A 24,518-nucleotide genomic window follows, 5' to 3' on the forward strand; every position below is an offset into this window, starting at 1 on the left:
TGCCGCCGGGGATCAAGCTCATGCAGAAGGTGTCGTCGAGCCGGCTGTTCATGCGGATCGGGCCGCATGTCGTGCCCGGGCTTGACCGTGCCGTGCACCGGCTGACCCGCGGCAGGGTGATGCTGAGCGCGCGGATGCTGCCCGGTGCGATCCTGAGCGTGAAGGGCGCGAAGAGCGGGATCGAGCGGCGTACGCCACTGGCGTGCATGCCGGAGCGGGAGACCGGCACGTGGGTGCTGATCGGCTCGAACTTCGGGCGGCCCGGACATCCCGCGTGGACGGTGAACCTGCTCAAGCACCCGCAGGCGCGGATCAGCTGGAAGGGAACCGACATCGCGGTCACCGCGCGGCTCCTCGAGGGCGCGGAGCGGGCCGAGACCTGGGAGCGGTGCCTCGAGTTCTGGCCGCCGTACGCGACGTACCAGAAGCGGGTGGATCGCGAGATCAGGCTGTTCCGGCTGGAGCGACGGCAGGAGAAGCGGTAGCGGCGGCCGGAACCGAAAGGGCGGCGGTCGTCCTCTGCGGAGGACGGCCGCCGCCCGTATGACAGGAGCGCGCTCCGGGCCGCTTGCCCGCTGCTTCGCCGCTCGGCCCTCCCCGCTACTTCGTCGGCTTCCTGCCGGTGATGCCCAGGTGGACCAACAGCGCCAGATTGGGCTTGAGTTCGGCCTGCTTCACGCCCCAGGTGGAGAAGCCCTTCTGGTGCGAGGCGACCGCGGCGAGCATTGCGACGAGGGAGCCCGCCATCGCCGCCGCGCTGACGTCCTTGTCGACCTTGCCCTTGTCCTGGAGCTCCTTGACCGCGTCCGTGAGGGAGTTGGTCACCGAGTTGAGGATCTTCATGCGGATCTTGTAGAAGCGTTTGTCGCCCTCGGCGGAGCCCAGGTCCACCACGCGCAGGATCGCGTCGTTCTTCCGCCAGAACTCCAGGAAGCCGTCGACGAGTTCCTGCGCGGCCTGCCAGCCGGCCTTGCCCACCCAGGAGCGTCCGGTGAGCACCTCCGTCAACCCGGCGCCCTCCGCGGCCATTTGCTCCGCGATCTCCAGTACGGCGCCTTCGACATCGGGGAAGTACTGGTAGAAGGTCGCCGGTGAAGTGCCCGCCTTGCGGGCCACATCGATGACCTTGACGTCCCGGTAGGGCGACGAACTGAGCATCTCGCTGAGGCAGTCGAGCAGCTTCTGCCGCGTCGCCTGGCCACGCCGTCCGGCCACGCGGCCGTCGACGGTACGCACTTGTCCTGTCATGCCGTCAGCTTACCGAGGGGGGATCGGGGCGCGATTCGGCCGACTGCAAATGGGGACGGGGGAGAAAGCGGTGGGTTGAGGAGACTCGGGCGATATGGGGGCCGGGGGTGTCGTGCGGGGCGGAGGCCGATCGGGTCACGGGGGTGCGCGGCGGGCGTGATATTGATCAAGTGTTCGAATCGCTATCCAGTGATACGCCGGGTAAGAGGCGACCCTGATTGTGACGGGCGCCATACGGGGCCGAACGGCCCTGCTTGGTTTGCCATGAATTGCCCAGAAATAGGGTGAGACATCCCGATCGGGCCCCGGGTTCGCAACCTCCGCACCGGCCAGGAAGAATCGGGGTGCGGGCCGCCTGGGCGGCTCGGTGGTGAGACGCTGACGGGGAGCATGGGACCGTGCTCCCGGGCGGGTGACCCGCGGTCTCGTACGGGGAGGTGGCAGGCAAGTGGTGGAGCAGCTGACGCAGCGCGATCCGCGCAGGATCGGGCCGTTCGAGGTGCTCGGCCGACTCGGTGCCGGCGGCATGGGTCTGGTCTATCTCGCGCGCTCGGCCTCCGGCCGCCGCGTGGCGATCAAGACGGTGCGGACCGAGCTCGCCGAGGACCAGCTCTTCCGGGTCCGCTTCACCCGCGAGGTGGAGGCGGCCCGTGCCGTCTCCGGCTTCTACACCGCGGCCGTCGTCGACGCCGACCCGCGCGCCGCCGTGCCGTGGCTCGCCACCGCGTACGTACCCGCGCCCTCGCTCGAGGAGATAGTGAACGAGTGCGGGCCCATGCCCGCCCCGGCCGTACGGTGGCTGGCCGCCGGAATCGCCGAGGCGCTGCAGTCCATCCACGGCGCGGGCCTCGTCCACCGCGATCTGAAGCCGTCGAACGTCCTCGTCGTCGAGGACGGGCCGCGCGTCATCGACTTCGGCATCGCCTCCGGCGTCTCCAACACGCGCCTGACCATGACCAACGTCGCCGTCGGCACCCCCGCCTACATGTCGCCCGAGCAGGCCAAGGACTCACGCTCCGTGACCGGTGCGAGCGATGTGTTCTCGCTCGGCTCCACCCTCGTCTTCGCCGCCACCGGACACGCGCCCTTCCACGGCGCCAACCCCGTCGAGACCGTCTTCATGCTGCTGCGTGAAGGCCCCGACCTCGACGGGCTGCCCGAGGAGCTGCGCGGGCTGATCCTCGACTGCATGCATATGGAGGCCGCGATGCGGCCCAGCCCCGCCGACCTGCAGGCCCAGCTCGCCCCGCACCTGTTCGCCACCGGATCCGACGACTCCGGCACCGCCTCGGCCTGGCTGCCCGAGCGGGCCACCGCCCTGATCGAGGCCCGCCGCGGTGGGCGGCCCCCCGTTCGCATGCCCGCGGGGCGCAGCGCCGGAGGCGGCCGGGGCGTACCGCCGCAGCCCGCACAGCCTCCGCAGCCGCCGCGGGCGCCCGCCCAAGGCGGGGCCGGCTCCCCGGGCAGGGACGAGGCCTGGGGGCGCCCGGCCGACCCCGGCCCCGTACGGCTGCCCGGCGCGCCCGTGCCGATCGGGCCCGGTCCGCGCGTCGCGGAGGCCCGGAGGGAGGCCGACCGGCGGGTCGGTGCGCCGGAGGCCTCGCTCGCCGCGTCCTGGTCACGTTCCGCCGCCGCGGCCGTCAACGGCTCCGGGCCCGCCCCCGCCGCTGTGGCACCCGGGCAGCCCGCCCCCGCCGTCGCGGTACCCGGGGAGCCCGCCGCCGCGGCGGCCTGGCGGCCCTGGCGGTTCCGGATGTCCAACGACGTCTGGGGCACCCCGCAGGTCGTCGGCGACCGGGTGTACGTCACCTCCTTCGAGGTGCACGCACTCGACGTCGCCACCGGGCGGCGGCAGTTCAAGACCCGCGACGTGGCCTGGTCGATGGCGATCACCGACGGCCGTATCCACGCCTCCGACGGGCCCACCCTCTACACCCTCGACGCGGACGACGGCACCGACCTGTGGCGCTTTGCCGCGGACGCCTGGGTGTACTCCCTCGAGGCCGACCGCGGCACCGTCCTCGCCGCGCTGCGCGGCGGCACCGTCGCCGCGTACGAGGCGGCGAACGGCGAGAAGCTGTGGGAGATCACCGGAACCCAGACCGACTTCGAGACCCCGGAGGCCGGGCCGGTCATCCACGACGGCACCGTCTTCGTCTGGAAGGACGCGCGGCTGCGCGCCGTCGAGGCCCGCACCGGCGTCGAGCGCTGGACCTACCCCATCGGCGACGCCGCCTCCTGCGGCGGCGTGCCCGTCCGGCTCACGCCCGCCTCCGACGGCGCGGTGTACATCGCCGCAGGCACCCGCGTCCTCGCCATCGACATCGCCTCCGGGCAGGTCCGCTGGCACTTCGAGGCACCCGCGGTCTTCCTCTCGCCGCCCGCGTACGCGCCGGGCGCCGGCGTCACCGGTGGCGGGGTCTACCTCGCCGACTACCTCGGCACCGTCTACGCCATCGACGCGGCGGACGGCCGTGACCGCTGGCGCATCGCCACCGAATCCCGCTCCTCCATCGACCCGCTGCTCGTGGCCGCAGGCCACGTCCACGTGGGCGCGGGCAACGGCCTCTACACCCTCGACGCCGTCACCGGCACCCCCAAATGGCGCTTCCAGGCGGGCGGCGAGATCATCGGCTCCCCGGTCTCCGCGGAAGGCCGTCTCCACTTCGGCTCCGCCGACCACTGCCTCTACACCCTCGACGCGACAGGCGGCCAGCTCCGCTGGAAGCTCGCGACGGGCGGCGAGATCACGGGCGCCCCGGTCGCCCAGGCCGGAGTCGTCTACGCCTGCAGCAAGGACCGCTGCGTGTACGCGCTGGACGCGGTGAAGGGGACGGGGACGTCGCGCTGAGTCGTTTACCTGCGCAGGTACCCGCCGTCTACCTGCGCAGGGCGGCGGTACCTGCGCATGCACCCGGTGGTACCTGTGCACCCGGCGGTACCTGCGCATGCACCCGGTGGTACCTGCGCATGCACGCGGCGGGGCGCCCAGCCGCGTTCACCGCAACCGGAACCCCGCCCCCCGCCGCCCGAACAGTCCCGCCTGCTCCTCGGCCGGCAGGTTGCCGAGGCCGATGAGGGCGGGTGCCTGTGCCGTCGCGCGGGCGCGGGTCGCTGCGGAGGCGGCCCAGACGGCGCGGACCGTGCCCTCCACCGCCGTCGGTGGGTAGGAGGCGATGGTCTCGGCGGAGGTCAGGGCCGTCGGCAGGGCCTCGCCCGGGGCGGTGAGTTCCGAGACCAGACCCACCTCGTAGGCCCGTCGGGCCGAGATGCGTTCCGCTGTTCCCATGAGGGACATGCGGGCGACCTCGCCGAACGGCATGCGCTGGGACATGTACATGGCCTCATAGGCGCTGACCATGCCGTAGGCGGTGTGCGGGTCGAAGAAGGATGCTCGTTCGTCGGCGACGATGAACTCGGATTCGCCCAGGAGGTAGAAGGCGCCGCCGCAGGCCATGCCGTTGACCGCGGCGATGACCGGTTTCCACAGGTCGCAGGTTTTCGGGCCGATGGCGAGGAGGGGGTCGTCGATCGTGTAGGGGGAGGGGGGCTGTGGTACGTCCGCGGTGCGGTCGATGCCGGTGCAGAAGGCCTTGTCGCCGGCTCCGGTGAGGACGATCGCCCGTATGGAGGGATCGAAGCGGAACTCCCGCCAGGCCGCGGTCAGTTCACCGGCCGTCTCCAGATCGACGGCGTTGTGCTTCGACGGCCGGTCGAGGGTGACGACCGCGACGCCCGTGTCCTTGTCGCACTCCACCCGCAGCGCCATCAGCGCTCCAGAACCCACTGCGGCACGGTCAGGTCGCCCTGCCGCGCGAACACCGCCTGCACCTTCGCCCCGATCCTGAGGCGCGCCCGGTCGACCGAGTTCCACGGCGCCCCGGCCTCGGTGACGAGGTTGCCGACGAGGCGGATCCGGGACGCCTCCGCGAGCTCCACGATGATCGCGTTGTACGGGGCCATCTCCGCGTAGGCGGGCAGCAGGGGCGGGTGCGGAAGGACGTAGGACCAGATGCGGCCCTTGCCGCTCATCAGCCGCCATTCGCTGTCGAAGGAACGGCAGTGCGGGCAGCAGGGGCGGGGCGGGAAGCGGAGTTCCCCGCAGTCGGGGGCGGCGCAGGCCTGGACGCGGAGTTCGCCCGCGGCGGTGTACTCCCAGAAGGGTGCGCCGTCGTCGTCGGGGAGCGGGGCGAGCAGTTCGGTCGCGGTCGCGGTCGCGGTCGCGGGGGCCGGGTCGGGTGCGGGCATCGGGATCAGCTCCTCAGGAGTACGGCCGACGTGGGAACGCCCTCGCCCGCGGTCACCAGGCAGGTGGCCGCGTCGGGGACCTGGGCGGTGGAGGTGCCGCGCAGCTGCCTGACGCCCTCGTTGATCAGGTTGAAGCCGTGCACATAGGCCTCGGAGAGGCCGCCGCCGCTGGTGTTGATCGGCAGCCGCCCGCCGATCTCCAGGGCGCCGCCCTCGGTGAACGCGCCGCCCTCGCCGCGCCCGCAGAATCCGTAGCCTTCGAGGGAGAGGGGGATCAGTGGGGTGAACGCGTCGTAGATCTGGGCGACGTCCACGTCCTCGGGCCCGAAGTCGGCCTGCTTCCACAGGTGTCGGGCCGCGGTCCAGGCGGGGCCGGTGAGCGGGTCGTCGTTCCAGTAGTTGACCATGCCGTGGTGCTGTGCGGGCAGGCCCTGGGCGACCGAGTGCAGGTAGACGGGCTTCTGCCGGCAGTCGCGGGCGCGTTCGGCGGAGACGATCACGCAGGCGAGCGCGCCGTCGGTCTCCAGGCAGTTGTCGAAGAGGCAGAGCGGTTCGCTGATCCAGCGGGCGTTCATGTACATCTCGCGGGTCAGCGGGCGCTCGTACATCTGCGCCGCCGGGTTCTGGTTGGCGCGGTTGCGGCAGGCGAGGGCCACGTTGAACAGGTGGTCGCGGGTCGTGCCGTACTCGTGCATATGGCGCCTGGCGAGCATGCCGATCTCGTCGGCGGGGCGCAGGAGTCCGTACGGGCGGGTCCACTGTGCGGGGGTCGGCAGTTGCACCTGGGTGTTGGTCCAGGGGCGTTTGCCGGAGCCGCGTTTGCGGGAACGCCAGGCGACCGCGACGTTCGCCTGGCCGGTGGCGACGGCGGAGGCGAGGTGCGCGAGGGTGGCGCAGGAGCCGCCGCCGCCGTAGCCGACCTTGGAGAAGAAGGTGACATCACCGGCGCCGACCGCCTTGGCGACCTCGACCTCGTCGGTCTCCTCCATCGTGTACGAGGCGAATCCGTCGACCTCCGCGGGGTCTATCCCCGCATCGTCCAGAGCGGCCAGAATGGCCCGGCACGCCAGGGTTTTCTCGGATTCGGGAAGTTGTTTCGCGAAGGGGGTCCGGCCGATCCCGACTATCGCTGTTGCGTCCTTCAGTGTCGCCGCGGCCATGGCCACCTCCGAGATCAACTGCCGTATCCCAGCACGCATCCCTGCTGACAGCGGGGAAGGCTACAGCTAATCTGACGGATAGTCAGCTACTGCGGCGGGAGGGCTTGGGGATGGGCGGGGAAGCGTACGAACAGCACCAAGAGGTGCGGGAGCTGCCCGAGGACGAGCGGCGGACGCGGGGGGACCTCGAATGGGGCAGCATCCCGGGGCTGGTCCGCGCCGCCGCCCGGCGGTACGCCGAGCGGGAGGCGGTCGTCGAGGGCCGCACCCGGATCACGTACGCCGAGCTGGGCGAGCGCGTGGAGCGCGCGGCCGCCGCGTGCATCGCGAGCGGGGTGAAGGCGGGGGACCGAGTGGCCATCTGGGCGCCCAACACCCTCGACTGGATCGTCTCCGCGCTCGGCGCGGTCGGCGCGGGAGCGGTGCTCGTACCGCTCAACACCCGCTTCAAGGGCACGGAAGCCGCGTACGTACTGGAACGCTCGCGCGCCAAGCTGCTGTTCATCACGGGCACCTTCCTCGGCACCTCGTACGTGGCATCCCTGCGCCGCGCCACCGCGGAGGGCACCGGCGACGGCCCGCTGCCCGCGCTGCCGCACCTGGAACAGGTGGTCGTCCTCTCCGACGACGCCCCCGACACCTTCCGAACCTGGAAGGACTTCCTCGCCGCCGGTGAGGGCGTGACCTCCGCCGAGGTCACCGCCCGCGCCGCGGCCGTCGAGGGCTTCGCGCCCTCCGACATCATCTTCACCTCGGGCACCACAGGGCGCCCGAAGGGCGCCGTGATCACCCACGCACAGAGCCTGCGCGGCTACGCCACCTGGAGCGAACTCGCGGGACTCGCCGAAGGCGACCGCTACCTGATCGTCAACCCGTTCTTCCACACCTTCGGCTACAAGGCGGGCATCCTCGCCTGCCTGATGCGCGGCGCGACGATGGTGCCGCAGCCGGTCTTCGACGTGGACACCGTCCTCGCCAACATCACCGCCGAACGCATCTCCGTCCTGCCCGGACCGCCCACCCTGCACCAGTCGCTCCTCGACCACCCGGCACGCGACCAGCACGACCTCTCGGCGCTCCGCCTCGTCGTCACGGGGGCGGCGGTGGTGCCGCTGCAGCTCGTCGAACGGCTGCGCTCGGAACTCGGGATCGCCACCGTGCTCACCGCGTACGGGCTCTCGGAGTGCAGCGGGATCGTCACCATGTGCCGGCGCGGCGACCCCGCCCGGGTGATCTCGGAGACCTCGGGCCGGGCGGTCCCCGGCACCGAGGTCCGCGCGGTCAACCCGGCGGGCACAACACTCGGGCCGGGCGAGCCCGGGGAGATCCTCGTCCGCGGATACAACGTGATGCAGGGCTACTTCGAGGACCCGCAGGAGACCAAGAAGACGATCACCCCCGACGGCTGGCTCCGCACCGGCGACGTCGGCGTCCTCGACGAGGACGGCAACCTGCGGATCACCGACCGCATCAAGGACATGTTCATCGTCGGCGGCTTCAACGCCTACCCGGCGGAGATCGAGCAGCTCATCGGGCTGCACCCGGACATCGCGGACGTCGCCGTGATCGGCGTCCCCGACCCGCGGCTCGGCGAGGTCGGCAAGGCCTACGCCGTGCGCCGCCCCGGCTCGACGCTCACCTCCGACGACCTGATCGCCTGGTCACGCCGCGAGATGGCCAACTACAAGGTGCCGCGCCAGGTGGAGTTCGTCACCGACCTGCCGCGGAACGCGAGCGGGAAGGTGCTCAAGAGGGAGCTGCGGGGGCGGGCCTGACGTGGTGCGGGCGTGGGGAGGGCTCAGCCCTGCGCCCGCTCCTTGTCACTGCGCTCCACGCAGAATTCGTTCCCCTCGGGATCGGCGAGAACCTGCCACCCGCGCCCGTCGGGCTTCCGCAGGTCGTTGACGACCGTGGCCCCCAGCGCGAGCAGCCGCTCGACCTCCTCGTCCCGGGAACGGTCATGCGGCCGTACGTCGAGATGGATCCGGTTCTTGATCGTCTTGCCCTCGGGCACGGTCACGAACAGGATCGTCGTCCCCTCGTGGATGACCGACGCCTCGGGATCCCCGGGAAAGTCGTCATCGGCGAGCCTTCCCCCGATGACCTCCGCCCAGAACTTGGCCTGGGCGTAGGGGTCGTGGCTGTCGAAGGTGACGTGGTTCAGGAAAGAGCTCATGCGCGCATCCTGGTCACGGGCACCCGAGCGTGCAACCGAATAGTCGCGGTGGTGGGTGGGTCGGCGTGCGGACGGCCTTCGCACACGAGGCCTTCGCGGGCGTGCGCCCCAGCCTGCGGACGCAGGTCGGCCGCGGCAGCGGGCTCCCCCTCCGCGCTGCCGCGGCCGACCGATCCCCCGTGGTGAGTGAAGTCGTTACGCGCCTTCCGAACCGGCGTGGCTGTCGGTCGGCTTGGCGGGCTCGCTGCCCGCGTGGCTGTCGCTCAGCTTGATCGGCTCGCTGCCCGCGTGGCTGTCCTGCGTGGTGATCTCTTCGGCCTCGCCGGGCTTGCTCGTGGACTCGCTCATCGTGCTCCCCTGTATGTCCTGATCGATGATGTGGAGCGCCCGTTCGGCGACTCCCCCGAGGATCGCCGAACGGGCGTTCTGGATCGCCCACCCTAGAGGGTGGTCATCCCCGGCGAGCCGTCTGCCCCCCGACGCGACGGGCCGCCGAGAAAGAGCATGGAGGAGCGGCATAAACGTTCGATGAACGCCTCGGCACGGCACGGCACGACGCTGTACGGAACGACCCTGTACACAGGGCACTGCGGACCGCCGCGGCCGACGCCTTCGGACCGCCGTGGCCGACGCCTTCGGGCCGCTGTGGGTGACGCGTTCAGGCCGCCGCGACCGGGGTGAGCAGGCCGCGGACCTCGTCGGCCTCCGGCGCGCCGGAGGCCTCGTACAGGCCGAGCGCCTCGCGCCAGCAGGCCCGTGCCCGGTCCGTCTGGCCGAGGGCGTCGAGCGCCTTGCCGAGCGCGGTCAGCACGTTGGCGCGCGCCCAGTCCCCGCCGATGCAGCCGAGCGACAGGGCCTGCTCCGCGTGCAGCGCAGCCGGTGCGGGCCGGTGGGCGGCCAGGTGGGCCTGGGCGATCCGCAGGTGGGTGGTGCCCTCCCACAGCCGCTGCCGGTTCTCGGTGAACACGGTGAGCGCCGAGTGCAGTTGCTCAAGCGCCTCGGCGGGCCGAGCGGCTGCCGTGAGGGCGATGCCCATCGCGAGCCGGCCGTTGGCGAGTCGTACGGTCAGACCCAACTCGTCGTAGATGCCGATGCCTTGCCCGGCCAGCCGCACCGCGTCGTCCGTATGACCCATCGAGACGAGGATCCGGGAGAGGTTGCACAGCGCGCTGGCTTCGCCCGGGCCGTTCCCGTCGGCGCTGAACGCCTCGATCGCATCGCGCAGGTACCGCTCGCCGTCCGCGTACTCCTTGCGGTAGAGCGCCAGGATGCCGCTCTCGTTGGGCGCGTTCGCCGAGGTCCACGGGTCACCTGCGAGCTGCCCGAGCGCGGCGGCCTGCCGTGCCCCCTCGGCCGCCTCGTCGAACCGCCCGAGCCGGCTGTGCACCTGGCTCAGCGTGGTGCGGGCCCGGCCCTCGGCGCGCGGGAAGCCCGCGGCGGCCTCCACCGCGGCGAGTGCCGCCGTCTCGTACGAGCGGGAACTCGCCCCCGACTCCCCGAGGTCCTTGGCGACGAGCAGCAGGTCGACGGCCCGCTCGAGGCTCTCGCCCGGCAGCGACTGCCGGACGCAGGCCAGGATGCAGTCGGCCTCGGCGTGCAGCCAGTCCAGGGCCGCCTCGCTGCTCGGGAAGCTCAGCCCGGCGTGACGGGTCGGCGCCAGATGCGAGGTGGTGCGGTCCCCGGGCCGCTCGATCGCGTACACCTGCGCCGCCGTCGCCAGGTAGAAGTCGAGGAGCCGGGACAGCGCGGCGGACCGTTCGCTCGGTGGCTGTTCGTCGCGTTCCGCGCACGAACGCGCGTAGAGGCGTACGAGGTCGTGATAGCGGTAGCGGCCGGGGGCCGCGGATTCCACGAGGGAGGCGTCGACGAGGGATTCGAGGAGGTCCTCGGTCCGCTCCTCGTCGAGGTCGAGGATCGCCGTGGCCGCCGCGAGCGAGATGTCGGGGCCGTCGGCGAGGCCGAGCAGGCGGAAGGCGCGGGCCTGGGCGGGTTCCAGCTGCCCGTAGCCGAGTTCGAAGGTGGCCTTGACGGCCAGGTCGCCCGCCTGGAGTTCGTCGAGGCGGCGCCGCTCGTCGGCGAGCTTGGCGGCGAGGACGGAGACCGTCCAGGTGCGGCGCGAGGCGAGCCGGGAGGCGGCGACGCGGATCGCGAGCGGCAGGAAACCGCAGGCCGCGACCACGTCGAGCGCGGCCTCGCGCTCGGCGGCGACGCGCTCCTCGCCGACGATCCGGGTGAAGAGCCGCAGCGCCTCTTCGGGGGACATGACGTCGAGGTCGACGAGGTGCGCGCCCGCCAGGTCCACCATGCGCTGGCGCGAGGTGACGAGGGCCGCGCAGCCGGGGGTGCCCGGCAGGAGGGGTCTGATCTGTGCGGCGTCGCGCGCGTTGTCGAGGAGGACGAGGACGCGGCGGCCGTCGAGTATGGAGCGGAACAGGGCCGCGCGCTCCTCCAGGGTCGCCGGTATCGAGGCGTCCGGGGTGCCGAGCGCCCGCAGGAACGCGCCGAGCACCGCCTGCGGTTCGGCGATCCGGTGTCCGGCGCCCTGCAGGTCGGCGTACAGCTGGCCGTCGGGGAAGTGGGCCCGGGCCGCGTGCGCGACATGCACGGCGAGGGTCGTCTTGCCGACGCCGCCGATGCCGGCGACCGCGGAGACCGCCATGACCTGCCCGCCCTCGGCGGCGGCGAGTATCTCGCTCAGCTCCTTCACGAAGGCGGCGCGCCCGGTGAAGTCGGCGACCGTCGCCGGGAGCTGGGCCGGTTTGACCGGCGCCGGGGACGGTTCGGACAGCGGCGCGGCGGGTTCGGCGAGCGCCGGGTCGGCCTGGAGGATGCGCCGGTGCAGCTCGGACAGGCCCTGGCGGGGGTCCACGCCCAGTTCCTCGGCGAGCAGGCGGCGCGTGTCGTCGTACACCGCGAGCGCCTCGGCCTGCCGTCCGCTGCGGTACAGCGCCAGCATCAGCAGTTCGCGCAGCCGCTCGCGCAGCGGGTGCGCGGCGGTGAGCGCGGTCAGTTCGGAGACGGCCTCCGCGTGGCAGCCCTGCTCCAGGTCCATGTCGAGGCGCGCTTCGAGCAGCTGGAGCCGCCATTCGGCGAGCCGGGCGCGCTCGGTCTCCGCGTACGGGCCGGGGACGTGGGCCAGCGGCTCCCCGTCCCAGAGGCCGAGCAGCCGGTTGACGGCGTCCCGCGCCCGGCACAGTTCGCCGCCGCCGCGCGCCTTCTCGGCCTGCGCCCACAGCTCCTCGGCCAGGGTGAGGTCGAGGGCGTCGGCGCGGAAGCGGATCGCATAGCCACCCGCCTCGCTGACCAGCGAGTCGGGGTCGAGGATCTTGCGCAGCCGGGAGGCGTACGTGCGCAGCGCGGCAAGCGCCTGCGCGGGCGGGTGCTCGCCCCAGATGCCGTCGATCAGCTCGGCCGCCGTGGCGGTACGGCCCTGGCGCAGCAGCAGCGCCGTGAGCAGCGCCTGCTGCTGTGGTGATCCGGTCGGCAGCAGCTCGTCGCCGCGCCAGGCCCGTACCGGCCCGAGCACGCTGAACTGCAGCGGCGGCGCAGCCTCATGCACCGCTTCCGGACGCCGCTGGGCCGGTACGCGCGGTACACCGTCCATCCTGCTCCCCCTGGCCCCTGTTTTGCCCTGATTCGGTGCGACTCCCGTCGGGTGTACGGGAATCACCCGGCCCAGTTTGCCTTGTGCGGGCCCGTGCCGTCAGCAGCGTGCGAGACCTCTCACCGGGTCCGCACAGGTCGTGACGCCGGGCGGGGGCCGGGTGGGGGGCGGGTGGACGCCGGTCGGAGCGGGGCGTGGGCCGGACGGGGGCCGGTCGTGGGCCGCGGGGTGCTGCTCGCGGGGTGCCGCCCGCGCGCCGCTGGGGCCTCGGTGAACCTGCGTGAACCTGAGCGAACCGGAGGCACCCAGGGAGCTGACGATCCGTCAGATTGGGGCTACCGTGGTGACATGGAGACCTTCCCGAAGATCATCTCGGTGGACGACCACACGGTTGAGCCCCCCAACGTCTGGCGGGACCGGCTCCCGTCCAAGTACCGCGACACCGGCCCCCGGATCGTACGGGCACCCCTGAAGGAAATGACCTTCCTCGGCGGCAGGTTCGCCCCCGTGATGGGCGCGCCGGGCGACGACGGGCCGATCGGCGACTGGTGGGTCTACGAGGATCTGCACCGCCCCCTGACCCGCCTCGACACGGCCGTCGGCTACGACAGGGACGAGATCAAGCTCGAGGTCATCACGTACGAGCAGATGCGGCCGGGCTCGTTCAGCGTGCCCGAGCGGCTCGCGGACATGGACGTCAACCACGTCCAGTCCGCCGTCTGCTTCCCCACCTTCCCGCGCTTCTGCGGCCAGACCTTCACGGAGGCCGAGGACCGCGAGCTCGGCCTGCTCGGGGTGAAGGCGTACAACGACTGGATGGTGGAGGAGTGGTGCGGCCCCGACGCGCAGGGCCGTCTCATCCCGCTCACCCTCATACCCCTCTGGGACGCGCACCTCGCCGCCGAGGAGGTCCGCCGCAACGCCGCCCGCGGCGTCCGGGCCGTCGCCTTCTCCGAGATACCCCCGCACCTGGGCCTCCCCTCCATCCACACGGACGAATGGGACCCCTTCCTCCAGGCCTGCGACGAGACCGGCACCGTCATCGCGATGCACATCGGTTCCTCCTCGAAGATGCCCTCGACCTCCCCGGACGCCCCGCCGGCCGTCGGCTCCACCATCACCTTCGCCAACTGCTGCTTCTCGATGGTCGACTGGCTGATGAGCGGCAAGTTCGAGCGCTTCCCGAACCTCAGGATCATGTACGCGGAGGGTCAGATCGGCTGGATCCCGTACATCCTGGAGCGCGCGGACGTGGTCTGGGAGGAGAACCGCGCCTGGGGCGGGGTCGCCGACAAGGTGCACCGCCCGCCGTCCGAACTCTTCGCGGAGCACGTCTTCGGCTGCTTCTTCGACGATGCCTTCGGCCTGAAGAACCTCGACGCGATCGGCGTCAGGAACGTCCTCTACGAGACGGACTACCCGCACTCGGACTCCACCTGGCCCAGGTCGAAGGAGGTCGGTCAGTCCCAGATGGGTCATCTGGCGCCGGACGTGGTGGACGCGCTGGTGCGCGGGAACGCCATCGACCTGCTGGGGCTGACGGCGGACGGGCTGTGGGGGCCGTCGGCGCCGAAGGTGTGACGCCGGAAGCGGGGCGCGCGTGAGCCCTGCCGTTTGCGTGCGCCCCGCCTGTGCCCGTCACCCCCGCTTGTGCGCGTGACCCCCGACCGCCGGTGCGCGTGCCCCCGCCCGCGTGGGCGCGTGCCCCCCCCTGCCCGTGCGCGTGGCCGCCGCGCGGGCGGGGGAGAACCACTGCATGACGACCCTCACACCCGCAGAGGCCGAGAAGATCCTCGCCGCCAACTTCGCGCCCTGGGTCCTGGACCTGGGCCTCACCGTCGCCGAGACCGGCGACCGGCACGCCGTACTGCGGCTGCCGTGGTCCTTGCGCCTGGCCCGCGAGGGGGCGGGCTCTCGGGGCAGGCGCTGATGGCCGCCGCGGACACCGCGACGGTGATCGCCGTGGCCTCGGCGCGCGGCACCTTCGTGCCGATGACCACCGTCCAGCAGTCCACCACCTTCCAGCGTGCCGTGCTCGACGCCGACGTCCGCATCGAGGCCCGTCTCACGAAGCTCGGCCGCCGTATGGCCTTCGCCGACATCGACATGACCGCGGAGGGCTCGTCCGAACCCGCGGCGCGCGCGAGCACGGTGTACGCGCTGCTCGGCTGAGTCCGCAGGCCGGACCCAGGCCGGACCCAGGCCGGACCCAGGCCAATCGGCCCGGCCCGGCCCTGTCCCCACCCCTTGCCTGATGGCCCGTCAGGTACCACGATGTGCCGGTACCTGGATATGACGGGGCGTCAGATAAGGGGTGTGCGGCATGGCGTACGAACAGGGGCGGCTGGTGTACGGGATGCAGCTGCCCATTCAGGCACAGAGTGCCATCTTCGCCGAGAGCTGGGAGGCGGAAGCCGGCCCGCGCGAGCTCGTCGAGATCGCCCGGACCGCCGACCGTGCAGGATTCGACTACATCGCCAACTGCGACCACATCGCCATCCCGCGCCGCCTCGCGGACGCCATGCGCACCACCTGGTACGACCCGGTCGCCACCCTTTCCTACCTCGCCGCCGTCACCGAGCGCGTCAAGCTGCTCAGTCATGTGGCGGTCGTCGGGCTCCGCCACCCGCTGGCCACCGCGAAGGCCTATGCCACCGTCGACCACCTCTCCGGCGGACGGCTGATCCTGGGGGTGGGGGCCGGGCATGTGGAGGAGGAGTTCCAGGCGCTCGGCGTCGACTTCGCGGGCCGCGGGCGGCTCCTCGACGAAACCGTGGACGCACTGAAATCCGCGCTCGGCCCGGAGGAGTACCCCGAACACCACGGCGAACGCTTCTCGTTCGCCGACCTCGGCCAGCGACCGCGCCCCGCCCAGCCGCACGTCCCGATCTGGATCGGCGGCTCCTCGTCGGCCGCGATGCGCCGCGCCGCCACCCGCGGCGACGGCTGGCTCCCACAGGGCGACCCGCGCACCAAGCTCCCCGCGAAGATCGCGCGCATCAGGGAACTGCGCGAGGCGGCCGGTGTCCAGGCCCCGCTCGTCATCGGCACGATCACCGAACCGCTCTACGTTGGCGAGCCCGCCTTCGACACAGGTCCGTGGACCATCAGCGGCAAGGCGGAGGTGATCGCAGCGTCCCTGCGTGCCTACGGGGAGATGGGCGTCCACCAGCTCCAGATCCGCTTCCCGAACCGCAGCCTCGCCGAACTCACCGACCAGATGGCGGCCTTCGGCTCGGAGGTCGCCCCACTCCTGAACGATTGACCCCGCACCCCCCACCGAGCCACCACCAAGGGGACGATTCGCCTCGCCGGAACCCGGCATCCCGGTCAGGAAGTGAGGTGAATCGCCCCCCAATACCTTCACGACAGGGAGGCCCCATCATGGGCAAGCTCGACGGACGAGTCGTCATCGTCACCGGTGCCGCGCGCGGGCAGGGCGAGCAGGAGGCGCGGCTCTTCGCGGCCGAAGGCGCGAAGGTCGTGCTCGCCGACGTGCTCGACGAGCAGGGCGAGGCGGTTGCCAAGGAGATCGGCGACGACGCGCGCTATGTCCACCTCGACGTGAGCCGGGAGGACCAGTGGGCCGCCGCCGTGGCGGCCGCCAAGGAGTCCTTCGGGAAGGTCGACGGTCTGGTCAACAACGCGGGGATCCTGCGCTTCAACGCCCTCGTCGACACCCCGCTCGAAGAGTTCATGGCCGTGGTCCAGGTCAATCAGGTCGGTGCCTTCCTCGGCATCAAGACCGTCGCCCCCGAGATCGGCGATGCGGGCGGCGGCACGATCGTCAACACCGCCTCGTACACCGGTCTCACCGGCATGGGCGCGGTCGGCACGTATGCCGCGACCAAGCACGCCATCGTCGGCCTCACCCGCGTCGCCGCGCTCGAACTCGCCGGCATGAACATCCGCGTCAACGCGGTCTGCCCCGGCGCGATCGACACCCCGATGTCCAACCCCGCCCAGCTCGACCCGGAGGTCGACCAGGAGGAGATGAGCGCCGCGCTCGACGAGCTCTACCGCAAGCTCGTCCCGCTCGGCCGGGTGGGCCGGGCGAAGGAGGTCGCCGACCTGGCGCTGTTCCTGTCCGGGCCGGACTCCTCGTACATCACGGGTCAGCCGTTCGTCGTGGACGGCGGGTGGCTGGCGGGGGTGAGCGTCGTCTGAGCCCTGCGCTCCCCTCCCCCCGTCCCTGATGGGTCGTCAGTATTGACGCTCGCGGCAGGGGGTGGAACAGTGCGAAGCGGCTGATCTGACGGAGTGTCAGATCGGTGCGTGCGTTGCCGGCGACGCAGCCGCTCGGACGCAGCCGCTCAACCGATGCGCGGGACCGACTCAGGACGGTGAACCTCCTTGGAATTCGGCATATTCGTACAGGGATACGTGCCCGACACCCGACGTGCCGTGGACCCGCAGGCCGAGCACCACGCGCTGATGGACGAGACCGAGTACGTCATCCAGGCGGACAGGTCCGGCTTCAAATATGCCTGGGCCTCCGAGCACCACTTCCTGGAGCAGTACTCCCACCTCTCCGCCAACGAGGTCTTCCTCGGCTACCTCGCCCACGCCACAGAGCGCATCCACCTCGGCTCGGGCATCTTCAACCCGCTCGCCGCGGTCAACCACCCGGTCAAGGTCGCCGAGAAGGCGGCCATGCTCGACCACCTCTCCCGGGGCCGCTTCGAGTTCGGCACGGGGCGTGGCGCGGGCAGCCACGAGATCCTCGGCTTCCTGCCCGGCATCGACGACATGAACGCCACCAAGGAGATGTGGGAGGAGACCATCGCGGAGTTCCCCAAGATGTTCCTCCAGGAGGAGTACGAGGGGTTCCGGGGCAAGCACTGGTCGCTGCCGCCGCGCAAGGTCTTCCCGAAACCGTACGGGGGATCCCACCCGGCCATGTGGTACGCGGCGGGCTCCCCGACCTCGTATGCGATGGCGGCGAAGAAGGGGCTCGGCGTCCTCGGGTTCAGCGTGCAGCGGGTGCAGGACATGGAATGGGTCCTGGAGCAGTACAAGGGCGCGATCCAGGAGGCGGAGCCGGTCGGGGGCTTCGTCAACGACAACGTGATGGTGACGACGACCGCGATCTGCGCGGAGACCCACGAGAAGGCCGTGCAGCTCGCCATCGACGGCGGGCTCAACCGGCTCCAGTCGCTCGTCTTCTACTACCACGACACCTTCCCCAAGCCCGAGGGGCTGCCCGTCTGGCCCGAGATGCTGCCCGAGTTCAACGAGGACATCGTCGAACTCCTCATCCAGGAGGAGCTCCTGGTCTGCGGCGATCCGGACGAAGTCCTCGCCCAGTGCAAGCGCTGGGAGCAGGCGGGCGCGGACCAGCTCTCCTTCGGCATCCCGGTGGGGCTGCCCAAGGAGGACGTACTCACGACGCTGAGGCTCGTCGGCGAACACGTCATCCCGAAGATCGACACGGACCCGGTCCACCGCACGACGCGATTCCGGCAGTCGGCTTGACGCGGAACGGCCCGCGCACCCCGCCCCACGTACAGGAAACGGCACCCCACCCCACGTACAGGAAACGGCACCCCACCCCACGCACAGGAAACGGCACCGCACCCCCCGAAGGGACCCGTCATGCTCGACCACCTGATCAAGGGCGCGACCGTAGTCGACGGCACCGGCGCCCCCGCACGCGCCCTTGACGTGGGGATCCGCGACGGCCGGATCGCCGTGATCGCCGAGCCGGGCACGGTCACCGAGGAGGCGCGGACCTCCGAGGACGCCACCGGCAAGGTCCTCGCCCCCGGTTTCGTCGACCCGCACACCCACTACGACGCCCAGCTCTTCTGGGACCCGTACGCCACTCCGTCCCTCAACCACGGCGTCACCACGGTCGCGGGCGGCAACTGCGGCTTCACCCTCGCGCCCCTGAACCCGGAACGCCCCGAGGACGCCGACTACACCCGCCGGATGATGTCCAAGGTCGAGGGCATGTCCCTGGTGGCCCTCGAAGATGGCGCCCCCTGGAACTGGTCGACCTTCGGCGAGTACCTGAACGCGCTCGACGGCCGCATAGCCGTCAACGCGGGCTTCATGGTCGGCCACTGCGCCCTGCGCCGCCACGTCATGGGCGAGGACGCGGTCGGCGGCCGGCCGACCCCCGAGCAACTGCAGCAGATGCTCGACCTGTTCCACCAGGCCATGGACGAGGGTGCCTGGGGCCTGTCCACCACCCAGTCGTCCACGCACTCCGACGGCGACGGGAAGCCGGTCGCCTCCCGCCACGCCGAGCCCGCGGAACTCCTCGCCCTGTCCAAGGCGGTCGGCGAACACGAGGGCACCCAGCTGGAGGCGATCGTCGCGGGCTGTCTCGACCAGTTCGACGACGACGAGATCGACCTGTTCGTCGACATGACGGCCGCGGCCGGACGCCCCCTCAACTGGAACGTCCTCACCATCGACGCCGCCGTCCCCGAACGCGTCCCCCGCCAGCTCGTCCCCTCCGAGCGCGCCCGCAAGGCCGGCGGCCGGATCGTGGCACTGACGATGCCGATCCTGACACCGATGAACATGTCCCTCGGCACGTTCTGCGCCCTCAACCTCATCCCCGGCTGGGGCGAGATCCTCGGCCTGCCCGTCCCGGAGCGCATCGCCAAGCTGCGCGATCCCGGCGTACGCGCCGAGATGCTGCGCCGCGCCGACTCCAAGGAGGCGGGCGTCTTCCGGCGGCTCGCCCACTTCGGCCGCTACGTCATCGGCGACACGTACTCCAAGGAGAACGAGGGCCTCACCGGCCGCATCGTCGACGACATCGCCGCCGAACGCGGCCAGGACCCCTTCCAGTGCCTGGTGGAGATCTGCGCCAACGACGAGCTGCGCACGGTCCTGTGGCCGATGCCCAGTGACAACGACCAGGCCTCGTGGGAGCTGCGCAAGCAGGCCTGGCAGAACGAGGACATCATGCTCGGCGGCTCGGACGCGGGCGCCCATCTGGACCGCATGTGCGGAGCCCCGTACACCACACGCTTCCTCGGCGACTGCCTGCGCGGGCGGAAACTGGCGACGCTGGAGCAGGCGGTGAAGTGGCTCACCGACGATCCGGCGCGGCTCTTCGGTCTGATCGACCGCGGCCGGATCCAGGAGGGCTACTTCGCCGATCTGGTCCTCTTCGACCCCGAGAAGATCGACGCGGGCAAGGCGACCCTGGTCCACGACCTGCCCGGCGACAGCCCCCGCCTCGACTCCAAGGCCCTCGGCGTCAACGCCGTCTGGGTCAACGGCGTCGAGGCCATCCGCAACGACAAGGTCACCGGCGCCGTGCCCGGCAAGGTGCTGCGCTCCGGCCGGGACACCAGGACGGTGAGCACGAAGTGACGCACGGACAGCGCCTGTTCATAGGCGGCGAGTGGGTCGAGCCCGAGTGCGGCCACTACGAGGTGATCAACCCCGCGACGGAGGACGTCGTCGGGCTCGCCCCCGAGGCCTCCCGTACGCAGGTGTACGAGGCGGCGGCGAATGCCCGTGAGGCATTCGAGACCTGGTCGCGTACGAAGCCGGAGGAGCGGGCCGCGATCCTCGCGAGGACCGCGGAGATCATCCAGGCGAACGCCGCCGAGTACACCGAGCTGGCCCGCGCGGAGACCGGCGCGACCACCGGGACCGCCCGCGGCATGCAGGTCGCCGTCGGTACGGCCCGCTTCAGCCGGTACGCGAAGGGCGCGCTCGAACCCGTGGAGCGCGCGCTGGTGCCGCAGATCAACGAGGCGGGCCCGATGGGCAAGGCGGGCGCGTTCGGCGCGATGGAGGTGCGCGCCCCCGTCGGCGTCGTCACCTGCATCACCTCGTACAACAACCCGTGGGCGAACCCGGCGGGCAAGGTAGCCCCGGCGCTCGCCATGGGCAACACGGTCGTGGTGAAGCCCGCGCCGCAGGATCCGCTGTCGGTGTACAAGATGGCTCAGGCGCTGGAGCAGGCGGGCGCTCCGGCCGGGGTGGTGAACGTCGTCTCCGGCACGTCCGTGGAGGTCGGGCAGGCGGCCGTGGACTCCCCGGATGTGGACATGGTCAGCTTCACCGGGTCCACCGGGGTCGGCCAGGCGATCGGCGAGGTCTGCGGGCGTGGGATGAAGCGCCAGCTCATGGAGCTGGGCGGCAAGGGCGCGGCGCTCGTCTTCGACGACGCGGACCTCGACTCGGCCGTGATGGGCATCGGTACGACGTACGCCTTCTACAGCGGCCAGATCTGCACGGCGCCCACGCGGGTGCTGGCCCAGCGCGGCATCTACGAGCAGCTCCTCGACAAGCTCACCGGCTATCTCGGCTACATGGTGGTGGGCGATCCGGCCGCGAAGGGCACGGTCGTCGGTCCGGTGATCTCGGCGGCGCACCGCGACCGCGTCGAGTCGTACATCGAGCTGGGGAAGAAGGAGGGCGCGCGGCTCGTGGCGGGCGGCGAGCGCCCGGCGACGGACCGCGGCTTCTACGTGGCGCCGACGCTCTTCGCGGACTGCGGCAACGACATGCGCATCGTCCGTGAGGAGATCTTCGGCCCGGTCGTCGTGGTCGTCCCCTTCGACGACGAGGAGGAGGCCGTCCGCCTCGCCAACGACAGCGACTACGGACTCCTCTCCTACGTCTGGTCCGGTGATGTGGCCAGGGCGTTCCGCGTCGGTCGCCGCCTGCGCTCGGGCGGCGTCGGCATCAACACCATCGGCCGCAACATGGAGGCGCCCTTCGGCGGCTTCAAGCAGTCGGGCGTGGGCCGCGACTGCGGTTCGTACGCGCTGGCGGCGTACAGCGAGCTGCAGTCTCTGGTCTGGACCACCTGAAGCGGAATGAAGGCCGCCGGAAAATTTTGAATCGGGATAAAACGGACAGTGCTGCGGTTTCCGTGTAGCGGAACTCCTTGGCGTCACGGGCTGTTGGGCCCGAGAAGCCGCTGATCAACGCCCTGCGGCGTGGAAACCGCAGCACTTAACGTCCTCTGCATGACGCAGTTGGAAACCCGGCCCCGGGCCGGAGACGCGGTGACCGCCGCCCCCACGGGCAGCGGTGTACGAGGCAAAGGCCTCGGCGGGAACTCGGTAGGACTCGTCGGCGGGGCCGTGATCGGCGTGTCGACCGTCGCGCCCGTCTACTGTCTGACCGCGACCCTCGGCCCCACGGTCGGTGAGGTCGGGGTGCAGATGCCCGCGATCTTCCTCGCCGGCTTCCTGCCGATGCTGCTCGTCGCCTTCGCCTACCGCGAGCTGAACCGGGCCGTACCGGACTGCGGCACCTCCTTCACCTGGTCCGTGAAGGCCTTCGGGCCGCGCGTGGGCTGGATGTGCGGCTGGGGGCTGCTCATCGCCACCGTCGTGGTGCTCTCCAACCTCGCGGGCGTCGCCACCTCGTTCTTCTGGCTGCTCGCCGGCGAGATCAGCGGCAGCGAGAGCGTGGCCGCCCTCGACGGCAACAAGGCCGTCCACGTCCTCACCACCCTCGCCTTCGTCGCCATCGCCACGGCCATCAGCTACCGCGGCATCACCGCCACGAAGTGGGTCCAGTACGCCCTCGTCGGCCTGCAGCTCGCGGTGATCGTCCTCTTCGCCGTCATGGCCGTCTCCCAGTCCGGCGAGGTCGCAGGATCCCTGGACTTCTCCTGGTCCTGGATGAACCCCTTCGCCGTCGAGTCCTTCGCGGCCTTCACCGCCGGTCTCTCCCTGTCGATCTTCATCTACTGGGGCTGGGACACCTGCCTGTCCATCAACGAGGAATCCACCGGCAGCGCCCGGACCCCGGGCCGTGCCGCCATGCTCGCCATCGTCGTGATCGTCGCCTCGTACCTGATGGTCGCCATCGCCACCCAGATGTACGCGGGTGTCGGCGAGGAAGGCACCGGCCTGGGCAACCCGGACACCGCCGACAACGTCTTCGCCACCCTCGCGGCCCCGATCATGGGCTCGGGCCTGGGCATCCTGCTCTTCCTCGCCGTGCTCGCCTCGGCCGCGGCCAGCCTGCAGACCACGTTCATCCCCGTCGCCCGTACGGTCCTCGCCATGTCCACGTACGAGGCGCTGCCCGCCCGCTACGCGCACGTCCACCCCCGGTTCAAGACCCCCGGCCGGGCCACGATCGCGGCCGGTATCGGCACCGGCGTCTTCTACAGCGTGATGACCGTGCTCAGCGAGAACGTCCTCGTCGACACCATCTACGCGCTCGGCCTCATGATCTGCTTCTACTACGCGATCACGGCCTTCGCCTGCGTCTGGTTCTTCCGCCACGAGCTGCGCCGCTCGGTCCGCGACCTGCTGGTCAAGGGCGCGCTGCCGGGCCTCGGCGGCCTGATGCTGACCGCCGTCTTCGGCCAGACCCTCTACGACATGTGGGACCCGGCCTACGGCTCCGGATCCTCCGTCCTCGGCATCGGCTCGGTCTTCGTCATCGGCGTGGGCCTGCTGCTCCTCGGCCTGGTCATCATGCTCGTGACCGCGCGGCGCAGCCCGGCCTTCTTCCGCGGCGAGGTGCTCACGAAGGAGACCCCGGCGCTGGTCGTCCCGGAGTAGCGGACTGCTTTCCGGCTCCGCCCGCGCGGCGGGGTTCAGCGCCCCAGGAAGACCGGGTTCGTGAAGGCCGCGAGCGGCCCCGGGAGGGGCGGCAGCTGCGAGGGGTGGCGGACTTCGGCCCGTACGTACGAGGCGTACGAGGGCGTGGTCCGCCATTCCGCGGTGAGCGTGCCCGAGGCCGGGACCGGCTCCGAGGTGAAGAGCGTGCCCTGGTCCGTGACGAAGCGGAGGGTGCACCCGGGGACGCCCTCCGCCGCCAGCCGGACGGTCACCTCCGCGTCGTCGGCGACCCGCAGCCGCTCCCCGATCCCGGCATGCTCCCCGCGGCCGCCCGCCACCGAGAAGTCCACGGACACGGCGGCCGACTCGGCCACATAGGAGTGCCCGGCGCGCAGGCCCGCCTGGATCGCCTCCCGGGTCAGATCCTCCGCGAGGACGACCGTCTGCGGGGTGCCGACCGCGTCCGTGGGCCGGTGCGCGTCGCTGTTGCCCATCGCCGGGGTCCAGGAGCGGGGATCGGCCTGCAGGGTGGCGTCCCAGGACTGCAGGGACACCTCGTCGTCGGGCGTGAACGGCCCGTTCCACACCTCCACCACATCCGCCTCGCCGAAGCCGAACTTCCAGGCGCAGCCGATGCAGGTGGCATGCGGATGCGCCGGGACGACGAGACCGCCCGCGCGGCGCACCTCGCGCGCGTAGTGCCCGAAGCGGTGGTCGCGGGCCCGGTAGCGCCAGTCCACCCAGCTGCCGCCGTCCATGCCGAGCGCCACGATGTGCCCGTTGCGGGTGGTGATCTCCTCACCGGTCATGATCAGCAGGTCGTCACCGGCCTCCGCCGCCCAGTGGGCGTGCGCGGCATGCGTGTTGTGCTCGGAGGAGTTGATGAAGTCGAGGCCCGCCGCGCGGGCGGCCGCCGCGATCTCGGCGAGGCTGCGCCTGCCGTCCGAGTACCAGGAGTGCAGATGGCAGTCGCCCCGGTACCAGGCCCGCCCGCGCCCGGCGGCCCGCTCCGGCGGGTACACCGGTTCCGGCTCCGGTGCCTGCTCCCCGTACCCGAGCGTGATCGTCACCTCGTACGGCAGTCCCTGCGGCGCGACCGTGTACGGGCCGAGCGCGATGTTCCAGGTGCCCGGGCGGATCCGGCCGGGAATGTAGCCGGGCGTCGCCTCGTCGGAGCGCAGGAAGAAGTCACCGCGCGCCCCTCCCGACCAGCCGCGGAAGCCGGGGCCGCCGAGGCGGGTGCCGCGTTCGTCGAAGATGCCGATGTCGAGCGCGTTGCCCTGGGTGCCGGGCGGCACGGGCGGCTTCTCGTACGTGTACGAGACGCGGATCTCGCATACGCCCTCGGGCACCTCGACGGGCAGATACACATAGTCCGGCGAACCGGTGGGCAGCGTGCCGCGCACCACCCTCGTCTCGCTCTTCGTCCCGCTCTTCGTCCCGCTCTTCCCGGTTCCGTCCGGTCCGCGCTCCTCGGCGCCCGCGAAGGTCACGGTGCCCAAGGTAGACGCGACGGCCGTGGCCGTCAGCAACAACGCGCGTCTTCCCATGCGGTGTTCATCGGCGCGATCCATGGC

At 71.4% G+C, this 24,518-nt stretch carries 18 protein-coding genes and 1 pseudogene; 11 read left to right on the forward strand and 8 right to left on the reverse strand.

Annotated features, from left to right (window positions below; translation table 11 throughout):
- Nucleotides 1-20 precede the first annotated feature (20 nt).
- Nucleotides 21-485 carry a nitroreductase/quinone reductase family protein gene (locus ACLF6P_RS11890; RefSeq protein WP_415950043.1) on the forward strand — a complete coding sequence of 155 codons (465 nt, stop codon included), beginning with the start codon at nucleotides 21-23 and terminating at the stop codon, nucleotides 483-485.
- Between the two features lie 115 nt (nucleotides 486-600).
- Here ACLF6P_RS11890 and ACLF6P_RS11895 read toward each other — a convergent pair whose 3' ends face one another.
- Nucleotides 601-1,248, reverse strand: coding sequence for a TetR family transcriptional regulator (locus ACLF6P_RS11895; RefSeq protein ID WP_415950044.1), 648 nt, complete (start codon nucleotides 1,246-1,248; stop codon nucleotides 601-603).
- 448 nt (nucleotides 1,249-1,696) lie between these two features.
- On the opposite strand from ACLF6P_RS11895, the gene ACLF6P_RS11900 reads away from it, so the two are divergent.
- On the forward strand, nucleotides 1,697-4,099 hold the full coding sequence (locus tag ACLF6P_RS11900; RefSeq protein ID WP_415950045.1) for an outer membrane protein assembly factor BamB family protein: 2,403 nt from the start codon (nucleotides 1,697-1,699) through the stop codon (nucleotides 4,097-4,099).
- Between the two features lie 147 nt (nucleotides 4,100-4,246).
- On the opposite strand, the gene ACLF6P_RS11905 is transcribed toward ACLF6P_RS11900, so the two are convergent.
- The 3 genes from ACLF6P_RS11905 to ACLF6P_RS11915 are packed head-to-tail and all read right to left on the reverse strand — an operon-like array spanning nucleotide 4,247 to nucleotide 6,656.
- Nucleotides 4,247-5,017 carry an enoyl-CoA hydratase/isomerase family protein gene (locus ACLF6P_RS11905; RefSeq protein ID WP_415950186.1) on the reverse strand — a complete coding sequence of 257 codons (771 nt, stop codon included), beginning with the start codon at nucleotides 5,015-5,017 and terminating at the stop codon, nucleotides 4,247-4,249.
- Nucleotides 5,017-5,496 (reverse strand): Zn-ribbon domain-containing OB-fold protein, encoded by a 480-nt coding sequence (locus tag ACLF6P_RS11910; RefSeq protein ID WP_415950047.1) that lies wholly within the window; start codon nucleotides 5,494-5,496, stop codon nucleotides 5,017-5,019. Before ACLF6P_RS11910 ends, ACLF6P_RS11905 begins: the two co-directional genes overlap by 1 nt.
- Nucleotides 5,497-5,501: 5 nt before the next feature.
- Nucleotides 5,502-6,656: a lipid-transfer protein gene (locus ACLF6P_RS11915; protein ID WP_415950048.1), complete on the reverse strand. Its 1,155-nt coding sequence runs from the start codon at nucleotides 6,654-6,656 to the stop codon at nucleotides 5,502-5,504.
- A gap of 110 nt (nucleotides 6,657-6,766) precedes the next feature.
- Here ACLF6P_RS11915 and ACLF6P_RS11920 point away from each other — a divergent pair, with 110 nt between their 5' ends.
- Nucleotides 6,767-8,431, forward strand: a complete 1,665-nt coding sequence (locus ACLF6P_RS11920) for a FadD3 family acyl-CoA ligase (protein WP_415950050.1) — start codon at nucleotides 6,767-6,769, stop codon at nucleotides 8,429-8,431.
- A gap of 23 nt (nucleotides 8,432-8,454) precedes the next feature.
- Here ACLF6P_RS11920 and ACLF6P_RS11925 read toward each other — a convergent pair whose 3' ends face one another.
- The 3 genes from ACLF6P_RS11925 to ACLF6P_RS11935 all read right to left on the reverse strand — a co-directional run bounded on the left by ACLF6P_RS11925 (nucleotide 8,455) and on the right by ACLF6P_RS11935 (nucleotide 12,436).
- Nucleotides 8,455-8,832 (reverse strand): VOC family protein, encoded by a 378-nt coding sequence (locus tag ACLF6P_RS11925; protein WP_415950052.1) that lies wholly within the window; start codon nucleotides 8,830-8,832, stop codon nucleotides 8,455-8,457.
- 195 nt (nucleotides 8,833-9,027) lie between these two features.
- Nucleotides 9,028-9,180, reverse strand: coding sequence for a hypothetical protein (locus ACLF6P_RS11930; RefSeq protein ID WP_415950053.1), 153 nt, complete (start codon nucleotides 9,178-9,180; stop codon nucleotides 9,028-9,030).
- A gap of 310 nt (nucleotides 9,181-9,490) precedes the next feature.
- Nucleotides 9,491-12,436: an AfsR/SARP family transcriptional regulator gene (locus ACLF6P_RS11935; protein ID WP_415950055.1), complete on the reverse strand. Its 2,946-nt coding sequence runs from the start codon at nucleotides 12,434-12,436 to the stop codon at nucleotides 9,491-9,493.
- A 348-nt stretch (nucleotides 12,437-12,784) separates the two neighbouring features.
- On the opposite strand from ACLF6P_RS11935, the gene ACLF6P_RS11940 reads away from it, so the two are divergent.
- The 8 genes and pseudogenes from ACLF6P_RS11940 (at nucleotide 12,785) to ACLF6P_RS11975 (ending at nucleotide 22,941) form a co-directional block, all read left to right on the forward strand.
- Nucleotides 12,785-14,017, forward strand: a complete 1,233-nt coding sequence (locus tag ACLF6P_RS11940; protein ID WP_415950056.1) for an amidohydrolase family protein — start codon at nucleotides 12,785-12,787, stop codon at nucleotides 14,015-14,017.
- Nucleotides 14,018-14,192: 175 nt separating this feature from the next.
- Nucleotides 14,193-14,608, forward strand: a pseudogene (locus ACLF6P_RS11945) (PaaI family thioesterase).
- 151 nt (nucleotides 14,609-14,759) lie between these two features.
- Nucleotides 14,760-15,701: an LLM class F420-dependent oxidoreductase gene (locus tag ACLF6P_RS11950; RefSeq protein ID WP_415950057.1), complete on the forward strand. Its 942-nt coding sequence runs from the start codon at nucleotides 14,760-14,762 to the stop codon at nucleotides 15,699-15,701.
- Between the two features lie 119 nt (nucleotides 15,702-15,820).
- Nucleotides 15,821-16,603 carry an SDR family NAD(P)-dependent oxidoreductase gene (locus tag ACLF6P_RS11955; protein ID WP_415950059.1) on the forward strand — a complete coding sequence of 261 codons (783 nt, stop codon included), beginning with the start codon at nucleotides 15,821-15,823 and terminating at the stop codon, nucleotides 16,601-16,603.
- Between the two features lie 186 nt (nucleotides 16,604-16,789).
- Nucleotides 16,790-17,911 (forward strand): LLM class flavin-dependent oxidoreductase, encoded by a 1,122-nt coding sequence (locus tag ACLF6P_RS11960; protein WP_415950060.1) that lies wholly within the window; start codon nucleotides 16,790-16,792, stop codon nucleotides 17,909-17,911.
- Nucleotides 17,912-18,031: 120 nt separating this feature from the next.
- The gene (locus ACLF6P_RS11965; protein ID WP_415950062.1) at nucleotides 18,032-19,771 is read left to right on the forward strand and encodes an N-acyl-D-amino-acid deacylase family protein; all 1,740 of its coding nucleotides are present in this window, start codon (nucleotides 18,032-18,034) and stop codon (nucleotides 19,769-19,771) included.
- Entirely contained in the window at nucleotides 19,768-21,225 is a 1,458-nt protein-coding gene (locus ACLF6P_RS11970) for an aldehyde dehydrogenase family protein (RefSeq protein WP_415950064.1), read from the forward strand. Before ACLF6P_RS11965 ends, ACLF6P_RS11970 begins: the two co-directional genes overlap by 4 nt.
- A gap of 159 nt (nucleotides 21,226-21,384) precedes the next feature.
- The gene (locus ACLF6P_RS11975) at nucleotides 21,385-22,941 is read left to right on the forward strand and encodes an APC family permease (protein WP_415950065.1); all 1,557 of its coding nucleotides are present in this window, start codon (nucleotides 21,385-21,387) and stop codon (nucleotides 22,939-22,941) included.
- Nucleotides 22,942-22,976: 35 nt separating this feature from the next.
- Here ACLF6P_RS11975 and ACLF6P_RS11980 read toward each other — a convergent pair whose 3' ends face one another.
- Nucleotides 22,977-24,515 (reverse strand): CehA/McbA family metallohydrolase, encoded by a 1,539-nt coding sequence (locus ACLF6P_RS11980; RefSeq protein WP_415950066.1) that lies wholly within the window; start codon nucleotides 24,513-24,515, stop codon nucleotides 22,977-22,979.
- Nucleotides 24,516-24,518: the final 3 nt, after the last annotated feature.

The sequence above is a fragment of the Streptomyces lothianensis genome (assembly GCF_047779955.1).
Taxonomy (GTDB): domain Bacteria; phylum Actinomycetota; class Actinomycetes; order Streptomycetales; family Streptomycetaceae; genus Streptomyces.

What these genes read in the sequence shown, in the direction of transcription:
- ACLF6P_RS11890 (WP_415950043.1), top strand. Translation starts at nt 21, where the DNA reads ATGCAGAAGGTGTCGTCGAGCCGGCTGTTCATGCGGATCGGGCCGCAT.
- ACLF6P_RS11895 (WP_415950044.1), bottom strand. Translation starts at nt 1,248, where the DNA reads ATGACAGGACAAGTGCGTACCGTCGACGGCCGCGTGGCCGGACGGCGT.
- ACLF6P_RS11905 (WP_415950186.1), bottom strand. Translation starts at nt 5,017, where the DNA reads ATGGCGCTGCGGGTGGAGTGCGACAAGGACACGGGCGTCGCGGTCGTC.
- ACLF6P_RS11910 (WP_415950047.1), bottom strand. Translation starts at nt 5,496, where the DNA reads ATGCCCGCACCCGACCCGGCCCCCGCGACCGCGACCGCGACCGCGACC.
- ACLF6P_RS11915 (WP_415950048.1), bottom strand. Translation starts at nt 6,656, where the DNA reads ATGGCCGCGGCGACACTGAAGGACGCAACAGCGATAGTCGGGATCGGC.
- ACLF6P_RS11920 (WP_415950050.1), top strand. Translation starts at nt 6,767, where the DNA reads ATGGGCGGGGAAGCGTACGAACAGCACCAAGAGGTGCGGGAGCTGCCC.
- ACLF6P_RS11925 (WP_415950052.1), bottom strand. Translation starts at nt 8,832, where the DNA reads ATGAGCTCTTTCCTGAACCACGTCACCTTCGACAGCCACGACCCCTAC.
- ACLF6P_RS11930 (WP_415950053.1), bottom strand. Translation starts at nt 9,180, where the DNA reads ATGAGCGAGTCCACGAGCAAGCCCGGCGAGGCCGAAGAGATCACCACG.
- ACLF6P_RS11935 (WP_415950055.1), bottom strand. Translation starts at nt 12,436, where the DNA reads ATGGACGGTGTACCGCGCGTACCGGCCCAGCGGCGTCCGGAAGCGGTG.
- ACLF6P_RS11940 (WP_415950056.1), top strand. Translation starts at nt 12,785, where the DNA reads ATGGAGACCTTCCCGAAGATCATCTCGGTGGACGACCACACGGTTGAG.
- ACLF6P_RS11950 (WP_415950057.1), top strand. Translation starts at nt 14,760, where the DNA reads ATGGCGTACGAACAGGGGCGGCTGGTGTACGGGATGCAGCTGCCCATT.
- ACLF6P_RS11955 (WP_415950059.1), top strand. Translation starts at nt 15,821, where the DNA reads ATGGGCAAGCTCGACGGACGAGTCGTCATCGTCACCGGTGCCGCGCGC.
- ACLF6P_RS11965 (WP_415950062.1), top strand. Translation starts at nt 18,032, where the DNA reads ATGCTCGACCACCTGATCAAGGGCGCGACCGTAGTCGACGGCACCGGC.
- ACLF6P_RS11975 (WP_415950065.1), top strand. Translation starts at nt 21,385, where the DNA reads ATGACGCAGTTGGAAACCCGGCCCCGGGCCGGAGACGCGGTGACCGCC.
- ACLF6P_RS11980 (WP_415950066.1), bottom strand. Translation starts at nt 24,515, where the DNA reads ATGGATCGCGCCGATGAACACCGCATGGGAAGACGCGCGTTGTTGCTG.